Annotated in this window: 12 protein-coding genes and 1 pseudogene; 5 read left to right on the top strand and 8 right to left on the bottom strand. The window is 60.2% G+C overall.

What is annotated here, in order from left to right; all coding sequences use genetic code 11:
• The first annotated feature begins 87 nt into the window (after window positions 1–87).
• Window positions 88–624, top strand: coding sequence for a DUF2062 domain-containing protein (locus tag P8X48_08990; GenBank protein ID MEJ2107448.1), 537 nt, complete (start codon window positions 88–90; stop codon window positions 622–624).
• On the opposite strand, the gene lolD is transcribed toward P8X48_08990, so the two are convergent.
• From lolD to P8X48_08965, 5 genes are read right to left on the bottom strand one after another with little or no spacing between them, the layout of a single operon-like run.
• Window positions 606–1,310 carry a lipoprotein-releasing ABC transporter ATP-binding protein LolD gene (gene lolD / locus P8X48_08985; GenBank protein MEJ2107447.1) on the bottom strand — a complete coding sequence of 235 codons (705 nt, stop codon included), beginning with the start codon at window positions 1,308–1,310 and terminating at the stop codon, window positions 606–608. The two genes, P8X48_08990 and lolD, sit on opposite strands and share 19 nt — an antisense overlap.
• The gene (locus P8X48_08980; GenBank protein MEJ2107446.1) at window positions 1,307–2,548 is read right to left on the bottom strand and encodes a lipoprotein-releasing ABC transporter permease subunit; all 1,242 of its coding nucleotides are present in this window, start codon (window positions 2,546–2,548) and stop codon (window positions 1,307–1,309) included. Before P8X48_08980 ends, lolD begins: the two co-directional genes overlap by 4 nt.
• A 46-nt stretch (window positions 2,549–2,594) precedes the next feature.
• On the bottom strand, window positions 2,595–3,839 hold the full coding sequence (locus tag P8X48_08975) for a lipoprotein-releasing ABC transporter permease subunit (protein ID MEJ2107445.1): 1,245 nt from the start codon (window positions 3,837–3,839) through the stop codon (window positions 2,595–2,597).
• Window positions 3,836–4,840, bottom strand: a complete 1,005-nt coding sequence (locus P8X48_08970) for a CapA family protein (protein MEJ2107444.1) — start codon at window positions 4,838–4,840, stop codon at window positions 3,836–3,838. Before P8X48_08970 ends, P8X48_08975 begins: the two co-directional genes overlap by 4 nt.
• A gap of 2 nt (window positions 4,841–4,842) precedes the next feature.
• A complete protein-coding gene (locus tag P8X48_08965) occupies window positions 4,843–5,277 on the bottom strand; it encodes a DUF721 domain-containing protein (protein ID MEJ2107443.1) in 435 nt (144 codons plus the stop codon).
• 62 nt (window positions 5,278–5,339) lie between these two features.
• Between P8X48_08965 and P8X48_08960 the strand changes: the two genes are divergently transcribed.
• From P8X48_08960 to P8X48_08945, 4 genes are all read left to right on the top strand, one after another.
• Window positions 5,340–6,299 carry a M23 family metallopeptidase gene (locus tag P8X48_08960; protein MEJ2107442.1) on the top strand — a complete coding sequence of 320 codons (960 nt, stop codon included), beginning with the start codon at window positions 5,340–5,342 and terminating at the stop codon, window positions 6,297–6,299.
• 46 nt (window positions 6,300–6,345) lie between these two features.
• The gene (locus tag P8X48_08955) at window positions 6,346–7,035 is read left to right on the top strand and encodes a YggS family pyridoxal phosphate-dependent enzyme (protein MEJ2107441.1); all 690 of its coding nucleotides are present in this window, start codon (window positions 6,346–6,348) and stop codon (window positions 7,033–7,035) included.
• Between the two features lie 240 nt (window positions 7,036–7,275).
• Complete coding sequence (locus tag P8X48_08950) at window positions 7,276–8,088, top strand: phosphate/phosphite/phosphonate ABC transporter substrate-binding protein (GenBank protein MEJ2107440.1); 813 nt, start codon at window positions 7,276–7,278, stop codon at window positions 8,086–8,088.
• Window positions 8,089–8,094: 6 nt separating this feature from the next.
• A complete protein-coding gene (locus P8X48_08945; protein ID MEJ2107439.1) occupies window positions 8,095–10,359 on the top strand; it encodes a response regulator in 2,265 nt (754 codons plus the stop codon).
• Between the two features lie 21 nt (window positions 10,360–10,380).
• On the opposite strand, the gene P8X48_08940 is transcribed toward P8X48_08945, so the two are convergent.
• The 3 genes and pseudogenes from P8X48_08940 to P8X48_08930 all read right to left on the bottom strand — a co-directional run.
• The gene (locus P8X48_08940; GenBank protein ID MEJ2107438.1) at window positions 10,381–10,815 is read right to left on the bottom strand and encodes a DUF2784 family protein; all 435 of its coding nucleotides are present in this window, start codon (window positions 10,813–10,815) and stop codon (window positions 10,381–10,383) included.
• Window positions 10,787–11,962 (bottom strand): annotated as a pseudogene (locus P8X48_08935) (DegT/DnrJ/EryC1/StrS family aminotransferase). Before P8X48_08935 ends, P8X48_08940 begins: the two are co-directional and overlap by 29 nt.
• Before the next feature lie 16 nt (window positions 11,963–11,978).
• Window positions 11,979–12,470 (bottom strand): hypothetical protein (locus tag P8X48_08930; GenBank protein MEJ2107437.1); only part of this gene is annotated, 492 nt, incomplete at its 5' end.

Raw genomic sequence — 12,470 nt, 5'->3', positions numbered from 1 at the left:
CTAGCGCGCGCTCCAGCCGACCCGCGGAATTGGGTCCCGGCCATCGCGGGTCATGGGAACGGTAACGAGAAACCGGACTCTTTTCTGATGCCACGTCGACTGATCAAGCGCTACATGCCGAACCCGGAGATGATCCGCAATCATCGCCATTTGCGGATCTTCGGCACCCTGCTCCACGACGCCAACCTGTGGCACCTGAATCGCCATTCCGTATCCACCGCCTTTGCCATCGGCCTGTTCTGGGCCTTCATACCCATGCCGTTCCAGATGATCCCCGCGGCCCTGTTGGCGATTGTCTTTCGTGCCAACCTGCCGATCTCCGTGGCCCTGGTCTGGGTGAGCAATCCAGTTACGATGCCGGCTTTGTTCTATTCCTGTTACAAGGTGGGTACCTGGATCCTGCGCATTCCACCCGAACCGTTCCACTTTGAACTGTCATGGGACTGGTTGACCAGCGGTCTGCTGGCTATCTGGCAGCCGTTTCTTCTCGGTTGCGTGGTTGTCGGAGGGATTGCCAGCCTGCTGGGTTATGTAGCGATGCGATCGTTCTGGCGATGGCACGTCCTGCGTAACTGGCAACGACGGAAGGAGCTGCGCCGGAATCGTCAGAACGAGGCTTCCTGAGACTCTTCCGTCTGTAGTACCCCGTCTTTCAGGGTCAGGATGCGATCCATTTGCGATGCAAGGCCCGTATCGTGGGTCACCACCACGAAACTGGTACCAAGTTCCCGATTCAGTTCCAGCATCAACTCGTACACGCCCTCGGCGGTTTGTCGATCCAGGTTCCCCGTTGGCTCGTCCGCCAGGATACAAAGGGGCCGGGTAACCATTGCGCGTGCGACGGCCACGCGCTGGCGCTCGCCCCCGGAGAGTTCCGCCGGCTTGTGCGGAAGACGATCGTCCAGTCCCACCCGCGCCAGCATCTCGCCGGCACGCCGCAGGGCCTCCCCCGGATCGACCCGCGCGATCCACAACGGCATGGCCACATTCTCCAGGGCGGTGAATTCCGGCAGCAAATGATGAAACTGGTAGATAAACCCCAGGGTACGATTGCGCAGCTCGCCGCGCGCTCTCTCTCCCAGCTCTGCGAGATTCTGCCCATCCAGTTCCACCTGCCCGGCGCTCGGACGATCCAGGCCACCCAGAAGATGCAGCAATGTACTCTTGCCGCTGCCCGAGGCACCGACAATCGCGATCTGCTCGCCGCGCGCGACACGAAGATAGACGCCCTTGAGCACCTCGACACTCAAATGGCCTTCCTCAAAAACCTTTCGCAAGCCTGTCGCCTGCAGTACAAGTTCCGCGCTCATTCGTACCTCAGAGCCTCCGCCGGTTGTATCCTCGCCGCACGCCATGCGGGATAGATCGTCGCCACCACACCCAGGGCGATACTGATGCCCGCGATGGACCAGACATCCGGCCAGTGTATGGAGGCCGGCAGATCGGTGATCGGATAGATATCCGCGGCGAGGAAATGAAAACCAAAGGTACGCTCGATCCAGTGGACAATGGATTCAACGTTCCAGGCCAAGACGACACCACTCAGAACCCCGAGCACCGTACCGGCCGTCGCCAGGGTAGAACCCTGAACCACGAAAACCGCCATGATCCCGGTGGGCTTCATGCCCAGGGTCCGGAGGATGGCGATATCGGCGCGCTTGTCCGTGACCAGCATCACCATTGTCGAAACAATATTGAACGCCGCTACCGCGACGATCAAGGTCAGAACCAGGAACAGTATGCGTTTCTGGTCCTGAAGCGCGATGAAAAAGTTCCTGTGCCGCTGCGTCCAGTCGCGCGCATACGCGGTATCGCCCAGCTCTTCGCCCAGATCACGGCTGATCGCCGGTGCCAGATCGGGCCGGTCGACCCGGATACGCAGACCGCTGACGTACGAAGGCTTGCCAAACAGTTTGGAGGCATCCGCAAGATTTACCAGGACGAGGGAACTGTCGTATTCATACATGCCGAGGGAAAAGATGCCGCTGACGGTGAAGCGCTGCAGTCTCGGCGCGCCATCCCCCTTTCCATTGGCGGGAACGATCAGCGCAAGATGATCCCCGGTGTGAACATCCAGCTGTTTCGCAAGGGCCAAACCGAGCACAAGCTTGTGCGCATCGGGCTGCAAACTGGCGAGTGCTCCGCTGCGCATATGCTTTCCAATGGACGAAACCAGCTCCTCCCGCTGCGGGACGATGCCACGGACGAACACGCCTTTTGCGGTCTGCCCGTGCAGTACCAGTCCCCGTCCGTCGATATACGGCGCACTGGCAACAACATGAGGTTTGTGTGCGATCCGATCCGCCACGGCACGCCAGTTGCGCAATCCGAACGGCTCCTCCGTGATCGTGATATGGGATACAACACCCACGATTCGCGCGCGCAGTTCCTTGCCGAAACCGTTCATTACGGACAGAACCACGATCAGGGCCGCCACGCCGAGGACAATCCCCAAGCTGGACATCAGCGATATAAACGAGATGAACTGGCTGCGTCTGCGGGCGCGGGTGTAGCGCAGACCAATAAAGACTTCCAGCGGGCGAATCATGACGGCATATCAAACCACAGCCACTGTGCTAACGAAACGCTCATGCTCATTCGTACCGCAGGGCCTCCGAGGGCTGTACCAGGGATGCCCGCCGCGCGGGATAGACGGTCGCCAGGACGGTCACCACCAGCGACGCGATGGCAATTACGATCACGTCCGGCCAGTGGATATCCCCCACCAGACCCGTGTAGTAATAGATGTCCTGGCTGAAGAGTTGGGCGCCAAAGAGATCTTCGAAGAACTGAACCACGGCCTGGATGTTGTCCGCCAACAGGACCCCGCCCAGGACGCCGGCCAGTGTGCCTCCGATGCCGAGGATGCCGCCGTTGATCATGAATATCCCCATGATACTTCGCGGACTGAGCCCAAGGGTACGGAGTATGGCGATGTCGCCCTCCTTTTCCGTCACCATCATGATCAGCATGGAAACGATATTGAACGCCGCCACCGCCACCACCAGCATCATGATTACGAACATGGCAATCTTCTCCAGTCGCAGCGCCCGGAAGAAACTCGCATGTTGCTCGGTCCAGTCGATGGCACGGTATTTCTTGCCAAGGATCCGGTCTATATCGCGACTCACAGCCGGGGCCGCGAACAAGTCATCCAGGTCCAGCCGAATCCCCGTGACACCGTGGGAGAAAAAGATGCGGGAGGCATCATCCAGATTCATCAGCGCCAGGCCGCCGTCGTATTCGCTGATTCCCAACTGGAAGATGCCCACAACCGTCAGGGTCTTGGAACGAGGGAGCAGACCCGCCGGCGTGACCTGCACGCGGGATGACAGCAGATTAATCCGCGAACCCACGCCTGCACCCAGGCGCCAGGCCAGCTCCGAACCCAGCACCACGCCGAATCGGCCCGGCCGCAAGTCATCCAGTGAACCCTCGCGCATGTGGTTGCGGAACGTCGAAACCCGCTCCGTCCGTTGCGGGTCGATGCCCCGCACCACCGTTGGCTGGCTGTTCCCGGCCAGGGAAATCATGCCCTCTCCTTCCACATAGGGAGCGGTCGCGCGCACATGGGGAAGCCGCGAAATCTTTTCATTAACCGCCTGCCAATCCCGCAGCGGTCCGTGGGCGGCATGTACGGTTACATGGGAGACGGCACCAAGGATGCGGTCGCGAAGCTCCTGGCCGAAACCATTCATGACCGACAGCACCGTGATCAGGGCGGTAACCCCGAGGACAATCCCCAGGCCCGCCATGACCGAAATAAAGGAAATGAAATGGTTGCGCCGCCGGGCGCGCAGATAGCGTAGCCCGATAAAGAGCTCCAGCGGACGGATCATGGGCTAGTGGGCTGGAACACGACGTCCGGGTTGTACACATCGATCGGTAAGAGATCGACCGCCGACAGCCTGTTTCCGTGAAACCGGACGCGCGCGATCACCGATGTCCTGGCCTTGTGGCTATAGGAGCCGAAGGCGAAGTTGCCAAGGCTGTAGAGGATAACGCCACCCTTATAATGTTCCACAGCCTGCAGGACATGCGGATGATGCCCGATTACCAGGCTCGCCCCGGCATCAATGGCCGCGTGCCCAAGCCGTGTCTGATATTCCCGCAGTTGGGTGCTTGACTCCTGGCCCCAGTGAAAGGATACCGCCACGATATCGTTCTTCGCGCGTGCCGCCCGTACGTCCGCGACGATCTGCTGTTCGTGTCCGAACGCCGTACCTGGGCGCATCGAGCCCGCCCAATAGCTCTCCGGGAAGGTCAGGGAGTAAGCGAGAAAGGCAATTCTCTTGCCTCGTACGGTGAATTCAGCGGGCGTGCGCGCCGCTGCCAGGTCCGCTCCGGCTCCCACATGTTGAATTCCGACCTGTTGCAGAGCACCGATGGTCTGGGACAAACCTTCGGCGCCATAATCCATGGTGTGATTGTTCGCCAGGGAAACCACGTCGAACCCTGCCCGTTTGAGGGCACCGGAAACCTCGGCCGGCGGCGACCGGAAGGTGTATTTCTTGTCCTCGACCCGCTCTCCCCGATCCGTCAACGGACCCTCAAGATTCGCAAAGGCGATATCGGCGCCTTCGAGTACCTTGCGCGTACGATCGAAGGGATAGTCATAGCCGTATTTTTTCAATTCCGGACGGGCACTGCCGTCGAGCATAATGTCGCCCACGGCGACTATGGAAATCACATCGGGGGATTGCTGGGCCACGGGTGCAGGCGCGGGTTTCGTCGCGCACGCCGCCAGGAACGCACCCGCAAACACAAGGCCGAGACCACGAACCACGGCGCGACGGTTCGGGAAGAAAGCGGGACGGTAGCGAAACACTCGGCCCGGCATTCTCAGTCCGTCGCTCGCGCGAGCCGCCGCAACGCCCTGCGCAAGTCCTCGTCGCCGATATTGACCGCGACGTCGTCGATCAACAGACGCGAATGAACTGACAATTCCCTCATGACACTGGCCCGGGACGGTATCAATTCCACTTCCGGGGGCACCACGCGGACCGCGAGTTCCGACACCGGTTCCGCCATCTCCGCCTGCAGACGTTGCAGCAACTTGCCGCCCTCGGTACGCAAACGGTGGGCCCAAATCGGGCCGTCCGCCTGCACCGTCAACCTGCCCTGCTCCAGCTTCAAGGGACTGCTATGACGGGCCAGTTCCGGGCTCACGGAGCGGTCCCAGGCCGGCCGCAGGGCCTCCTGCCGGGCCTGGCGTTCGGCGAGGCGCTGCGCCAGGGGACCCGAGAGAAAATCACCAACCGTTCGTGCTGTGTTCATGTTCCTGCATAATCCCGCGTATTTGCTGGAAGGATATTTTCCGTCAGACTATACACCATAGTATGAACATCATCCTGATCCCGGAGGGAAATCGGCCGGCGCGACCCGCCAGTTTTTCCCGCCGACACATCCTGGTCCTGCTTTCCCTTGCCTTGGCCGTGCCCGTGCTTCTTGGCACGATCGCGTTCGAGGGCGCCAATCTCCTGTCCCGTGGTCCCGTCTCCGGGGCCGCGGAGCGCCTGCGGGAGCAGCAACTCGAGCTGCAGGAACAACGCGCCTCCATCGAGCGCGCGCGGCTCCGGACGGAAACCCATCTCAACGCGCTGGCGCAGCGACTGGGCCAGCTGCAGGCACAGATTCTTCGCCTCAATGCCCTGGGCGAACGGCTTACACACGTGGCCGGAATCGACAATCAGGAATTCGATTTTCGCACCAACGCGTCCCTGCGTGGTCCTGCGCCGGCGATTTCCGCTGACGGCAATCGCGATATGCTTGCAACCCTGGACTCCCTGGATCGGCATGTCACCCAGCAAAGCGAGCAGTTGGCCGCTCTGGAGACCGTATTGATCAACCGCCACACCCAGCGTGCGCAACTTCCGCGGGGCTGGCCTGTCCAGCAAGGCTGGCTCTCATCTCACTACGGGGTGCGCGCTGATCCGTTTACGGGACGACGCTCCGTCCACCGCGGCGTGGACATTGCCAGCCCACTGGGTTCCACCATCAACGCCCTCGGTGACGGGGTGGTAAGCTATGCCGGCAAACGGCCGGGGTATGGGTTGATGGTGGAAGTGAATCACGGTCAGGGGCTCACCACCCGCTACGCCCATGCGAGCGAGGTTCTGGTTGCGCCGGGTGACCGTGTGCAACGAGGCAAGGCGATCGCCACCGTCGGGTCCACCGGTCGGTCCACCGGACCCCATCTGCATGTCGAGGTCCTCAAGCAAGGCAGGCACATGGATCCGGAAGGCTACTTGCAGCGGGACGGTCCGGTGACGGCTCGCCCCCGTACTCCGACGTCCTGACCTCCGGTCGGCGGACCGCTCGCCGAGCCCCATAACAAGACATACGATGGACCTCCAATCCAAACTGCAGCGGGTCCGGGCGCGCATTGCCTCGGCGGCGCAGACTGCGGGCCGCGACCCCGCCGACATACGACTGGTCGCCGTCTCCAAAACCCATTCCGCCGGAGCGATCCGGCAGGCTTATGCAGCCGGACAAGTGGATTTTGCTGAAAACCGAATTCAGGAGGCGGTTCCAAAAATCGATTCCCTGCGCGAACTCGCGATGACCTGGCATTTCATCGGCCACCTGCAGCGCAACAAGGCACGTCTGGTGCCAGGGCATTTCCAGTGGCTTCACACACTCGACAATCTTGACCTGGCCCGCCGGCTTTCCCGTGCCGCGGTTGCGATGCAAACGAAGCTGAACTGCCTTATCCAGGTCAACGTCATACAGGATGCAGCAAAGTCGGGCATCGCTGCGGGTTCGCTTTCCCGGTTGATGGAGGAAGTCGTGGCCGCCCGCCTCGAGGGCATCCGCCTTCGCGGCCTGATGACCATCGGCCCCCGTGGCGGGTCTGAAACCGATCTGCGAACCTGTTTTGCCACCCTGCGCTCCATGCAGACGGATGCACGAAGCCAATTCGGCATGGACGAATTTGATCAGCTGTCCATGGGCATGACCGCGGATCTGGAAGCAGCCATCCTCGAAGGCGCCACGATGGTCCGGATCGGGTCCGGCATCTTTGGCGCACGCTAGGTCGATTTCCATCGCCGGCCAGAAAAACCGGTAATAATCCCGCTGCGCGTTCGCGATCCCTGAAAAATTGGCGTCCAGATCTAGGCTCCCGTCCACGCACGGTCTCGCACCGGCCTGCACGACTGCAGCCTGCCGGACAACTGCTATGCTCTAGGGGCCCGGATATACCAAGCCACTGCATTCTGATGCGAAGCAACCGGACGAAGATCAATACAGGCAGGGGTGCCTAACCCGGCGAACATGTTTCGAAAACCATCGTTGTTCATACTCATGGTTGCCCTGCTGGCGACCACTGCTTCCGTCCATGCCGGCAAGGACTACGTGCTTGGTGTGTTTCCCTACCTTCCGCCACGGGATCTGGAGAAGGTATTCGCTCCCATGGCCGCGGACCTGGGAAAGACTGTTCACCGCCACATCGTTCTGCGCTCCAGTACGACCTACGCGCGCTTCTCAAAGCACCTGGAGAAGCAGGAGTACGATATCGCCTTCATCCAGCCGTTCGATTACATCCATATGGCGGACCGCTATGGCTATCTGCCGCTGGCGACACGAAGCGAGAAACTGACCGCCATCGTTGTCGCACGTACGGACAGCCCGCTCCGGTCGGTGGCGGATCTGCGGGGCAAGCGGATGGCGCTGCCACCCAAGATGGCCGCGGTCAGCCGCCTGATGCGCGCTTTTCTCAAGGAGCATGGTCTGGTACCGGACCAGGATATTCAGCTTTCCTATCACCGGTCCCACGTGGCCTGCATGCGCCAGATTCTGATTCGTGAAGCCGATGTCTGCGGTACTGCAGCGCCCGCGTTGCGATTTTTCGAGCACAAGATGAAGGTGAAACTCAAGACCATCGCGGCATCGCGCCCGATCCCGCACACCCTGTTTGCCATCAATCCCCGGGTGCCCAAGTCCGACCGGGACGCCCTGCGCGAGAGAATCGTGGGCTGGGCCAAGACGGAAGAAGGTCGTCAGCTGCTGGCCCGGGGCCGTCTCAGTCCGTTTATTCCCATTCGCGATTCCGACTACAACGTGGTTCGCGAATTGTCGCGTGAATAGGTAGCCATGACCTCGCCGTTGAGCAGACTGCGACACTCCCTCAAGTTCCGGATCGCAGTCATCATCTTCCTCCTTGAGGCCATCATGATGGTAACGGTGTTGAGCGTTACCCTCCGATACTCCCTGAGCGAATCCCGCAAACAGCTGGGCCTCAGCGAAACGGTCATGATGAAGCTGCTTGGGGAATTGAGTCGCAGCGGCCTGTTGACCGAGGAATACGACGACCTGCAACCCTATATCGAACAGGTGGTGCAGGATCCCCACATCGATGCTGTGTTCCTCGCGAACGACAGGGGTCGCGTTGTCGTCAGCAGTCAACATTCCTACATCGGCAAGGCACTGCCTCCAATCACCAACAGTCCCTCCCTGATCTGGATCTCCCACGATTTGAGAAATGCCAACGGCAAGGTGGGTACCCTGGTCATGCGCTTCTCCCACGAAAGCCTGCTCAAGACCAACCAGCAGTTGTTCAATCTCGGCATCAGTATCGGTCTCGTAGGCATGTGCGTGATTGCCGTGGTCGGTATGCTGATCGGCTATCTGCTGACCCGGAGGCTGGATGTGCTGGCAAGCACGGCACAGCGCTTTGCCGCTGGGGAAATGGAGGTGCGGGCCAATCTGTCCGGAAGTGATGAGGTAGCGATTCTCGGGCGCGCGTTCGACAAAATGGCGCAGCGCGTGCATGAATACGTGGACGAACTGCGCCGCGCCCACGATGAGCTGGAAGTCCGGGTGCAGGAGCGAACCGCCCAGCTGGCGGATGCCCGCGACGAAGCAATCAAGGCCAATCGAAGCAAGAGCGCCTTTCTGGCAAACATGAGCCATGAGATTCGCACACCCCTGACTGCGATAATCGGATTCTCCGAGTCGTTGCTTGACGCGAACCAATCCATGGCCGAGCGCGTGGATGCCATTGGGACGATCACGCGAAGCGGCAAACATCTGCTCAAGATCATCAACGATATTCTCGACCTTTCCAAGATCGAGGCCGACAAGCTTGAAATCGAACGTATCCCGGTCAATCCATTTGAAATTCTCGCAGACGTGGAGTCGATCGTTGCGTTGATGGCACAGGAAAAAGGTCTCGCGTTCCGTATCGAGTACGATTTTCCCCTGCCCTTGCAGATCCAGAGCGATCCCTTGCGGCTCAAGCAAATCCTTATCAACCTGTGCAACAACGCGATCAAGTTCACCCACGAAGGCAGTGTCCGAATCAAGGTTTCCTGTGATCGTGATGCCGGTGCCCTCTACTTCAAGGTCATCGACACCGGCATCGGGTTGAGCGAGGAACAGGCATCACGCCTGTTCGAGGCATTCGCGCAGGCCGATACCTCCACCACCCGCCGTTATGGCGGCACCGGACTCGGTCTGCACCTCTCGCGCGAATTGGCACTCAAGCTTGGGGGAGATCTGACCCTGGACAGCACGCCCGAAGTCGGCAGCTGCTTCACCGTGCGTATCGCCACCGGCGACCTGAGTCAGGCAAGCTGGACGGACAAGAGTTTCACACCCAAGTTCTCGCCCGATGTTGTCCACGCTCCCGAAACCCTGATCGCGGGCCGGGTACTCCTGGCGGAGGACAATATCGACAACCAACGCCTGATCTCCATGTACCTCAAAAAGGCGGGGGCAGACGTGATCGTGGCCAATCACGGCAGAGAAGCCGTGGAGAAGGCACGGAACGGCAAGTTCGACATGATCATCACGGACATCCAGATGCCGGTCATGAACGGCCTGGACGCCACACGCGCGATCCGCAACAACGGCTATACCGGCCCCGTCATCGCACTGACCGCGGGAGCCCAGCGTTCGGACGCGGACGCCTGCCTCGAGGCGGGGTGCACCGAATTCGCGGCGAAGCCCATAGACCGCCAACACCTGAACGAGCTGTTGCAACGCTTTTTGCGGCCGAAAGGCAAATCCGATGTCGAACAGAGTCCTATCGTTTCTCCCTTGTTGGTCGAGGAACCCGATCTCGCGGATCTCGTGCATCGTTTTGTCGACCAGCTCCCGGAGACGGTGGCCAGGATTCGCGCCGCCTATGACGCCAATGACAATGATGGCCTGCGCCAACAGCTGCATACGCTCAAGGGAACCAGCGGCAACTTTGGCTACTACGACCTCATGAAGGCCTGCCAGAAAATGGAATTCGAGATTGTTGCCGGAAATCAGCCGGGAATCGCCCCGCTGCTGCGTGAGATTGAGAGCCTACGGGATCGAATCGTACTCGGCCTGTCCAGGGATGTGGTCAACATGAGCAGCCGTGTCTAGAGCGTGACCCTCCTGGTGGACCTAGATCCAGCCGGAGGCGAAATTCACATAGAACGAGGCGGCGGCACAGACATAGAAGACCACCTGGGTGACCGTTTCCACATGCCTCGCATTCCAGTTGCGTCCCGTAACGCGATCCGCGACATCCTTCACGAAGGATTCCAGTGGTTCACCCGTACCCAAACGCCGACGAATTCGAGTCTGAATATCGGTAAACAAGCAATAACCGAATCCAAAGATCAGACCAAAACCCAGCCAGGACACAAAGGTTGCCACGATCAGATACCAGTTGATCATACGGGTTGCGGCAGGGATCCAGCCGAACACGATCAGCAGAGTCGTGGTCAGGTGCAGGACGTACAGGCCCCGATCCGCGGCGAGCAACGCGGCGCGCTTCAGTCCATGCGCCGGCTGGATCGGCGTATTGTCAGGCTCGTGCAAGGATTGCATCGGCATGGGAGATTACCTTCTCAAAGGCCTGGGCATATTGATCCAGCAGCTCCCGATCCGCATTGGGAAAGGCTGGCAACTTCACCAGGGATTGATTCGCGGCCTCGGTTACCGGCAGACGAACTTGTGAATAGTCCGGCAGGTCTTCGCGGTCACTGCGCAAGACCTTTCGGTAGTGCCCTTCGCTGAAGAAAGGCTGCTGGTGCACCAGTGGATATCGTGGCGACCCGACCTGGCATCCCTCCTGTTGCAGTGCCGCAATCAGGGTTTCGGTCGGCAGAGACAGTTGCCCCGGATCAGGCCGGATCAGAAACTCGAAATAGGTACGTTCGATGTGCGCCGGCGCAAGGAAGGTGTCAAATCCAAGGACCTCCAGCTTCCGTGACAGGTATTCCAGGTTGTTCCGACGCCGCCGATTGCGTTCCGGCAGGTGTTTCAGCTGTCATTCCAGCTCAAAAAAACGGGTGATGTCCCCGAGACACGTCGCGCGTTCATAGAGAGCGTAGTCATCGGTAAGAAGAACACCTCCCTCCCCCGCCGGCGCCAGTTTGTCCCCCTGCAGACTGAAGACCGAAATGTCTCCGAGAGAACCGCAGGGTCGATCACGCCAAATCGCGCCATGGGCATGGGATGCGTCCTCGATCACGCGTAGTCCGTGCCGCTGCGCGATGTCCAGAATTTCGGTCATGCGGCACGGCAAGCCCCACAGATGGACGACCACAATCGCGCGCGTGCGGGACGTGATTCTTCGCTCTATATCCTCCGGGTCCGGACCCAAGCGCTGTGGCTCACTCTCACAGAAGACCGGCACCGCGCCCGTCCACAGCATCGGAAGTACCGACGCCCAGAACGTTGCGGACGGAACGATAATTTCATCCCCGGGCTGGAGATCAAGGGCAAAAAATGCGGCCAACAGCCCTGCGGTACCGTTGCAATGTGCGAGCGCATACTTGCGCCCGGTCAACCCTCGATAATCCTGTTCCAGTCCACGGATCACGGGATGGGTCGAGATGTTTCCATCGTGCATCACATCCAACACAGCCTCTTCGTCTTCCCGGGTGAGCAGGGGCCAGAGGTTGGCCGCAAGCTGGTCCGCGGTCACTGCAGGCGGGCCACCCAGAATCGCGGGAAGCTTTGTGTTTCTTGTATCCATGCGATTTCCCTCCTGGTTATGCAACACCCAAGACCTGATCGAAGTTCTCCCTGACCAAGGCCCGATAGCGATCCAGCTCCCGGTCCGCCGCCTGAACATCACCCTGACTCAATTCGAGGGCGATGCGCCGGATCTGGGCTATATTTTCGTCCCCGCGACCCAAGCCCTGTCGCGCGACCCACTGGGCGATATTCGTTCGCCGACGCAGGTAGTCGGCCAGCGTGTGACAAAACTCGTGCTCAACGGTCCATCCAACCGTCGGTACCGGGTCATTGAGTCCGGGAAAGGACATCTGCTCGATGGCCCCGGGCGGCTCGTGGTGCACACCGTTGATTCGCGGTGCTGCGAACCGTTGCCTCGGAAGGTGTGCATAAATGTCCGCCGCAGCATCCATGCAGTTGGTCAGCTTGCCGCCATAGAACGAAATCCACGGTCGATCCGGATCCACCACCAACCGATGGCGTCGGGAAATATCCAGAGGGTAGACGTCTTCATCAAAAGACGAAGG

The organism is Acidiferrobacteraceae bacterium, from assembly GCA_037388825.1.
In the GTDB taxonomy this organism is placed as follows: Bacteria; Pseudomonadota; Gammaproteobacteria; order Acidiferrobacterales; family JAJDNE01; genus JARRJV01.
The sequence above is the reverse complement of the archived record's forward strand: the minus strand, read 5'-3'. Positions and strand labels throughout refer to the sequence as shown.

Excerpts from the sequence above, each read along its gene's own strand:
- P8X48_08990 (MEJ2107448.1), top strand. The coding sequence starts at position 88 with ATGCCACGTCGACTGATCAAGCGCTACATGCCGAACCCGGAGATGATC.
- lolD (MEJ2107447.1), bottom strand. The coding sequence starts at position 1,310 with ATGAGCGCGGAACTTGTACTGCAGGCGACAGGCTTGCGAAAGGTTTTT.
- P8X48_08980 (MEJ2107446.1), bottom strand. The coding sequence starts at position 2,548 with ATGATTCGCCCGCTGGAAGTCTTTATTGGTCTGCGCTACACCCGCGCC.
- P8X48_08975 (MEJ2107445.1), bottom strand. The coding sequence starts at position 3,839 with ATGATCCGTCCGCTGGAGCTCTTTATCGGGCTACGCTATCTGCGCGCC.
- P8X48_08970 (MEJ2107444.1), bottom strand. The coding sequence starts at position 4,840 with ATGCCGGGCCGAGTGTTTCGCTACCGTCCCGCTTTCTTCCCGAACCGT.
- P8X48_08965 (MEJ2107443.1), bottom strand. The coding sequence starts at position 5,277 with ATGAACACAGCACGAACGGTTGGTGATTTTCTCTCGGGTCCCCTGGCG.
- P8X48_08960 (MEJ2107442.1), top strand. The coding sequence starts at position 5,340 with ATGAACATCATCCTGATCCCGGAGGGAAATCGGCCGGCGCGACCCGCC.
- P8X48_08955 (MEJ2107441.1), top strand. The coding sequence starts at position 6,346 with ATGGACCTCCAATCCAAACTGCAGCGGGTCCGGGCGCGCATTGCCTCG.
- P8X48_08950 (MEJ2107440.1), top strand. The coding sequence starts at position 7,276 with ATGTTTCGAAAACCATCGTTGTTCATACTCATGGTTGCCCTGCTGGCG.
- P8X48_08945 (MEJ2107439.1), top strand. The coding sequence starts at position 8,095 with ATGACCTCGCCGTTGAGCAGACTGCGACACTCCCTCAAGTTCCGGATC.
- P8X48_08940 (MEJ2107438.1), bottom strand. The coding sequence starts at position 10,815 with ATGCCGATGCAATCCTTGCACGAGCCTGACAATACGCCGATCCAGCCG.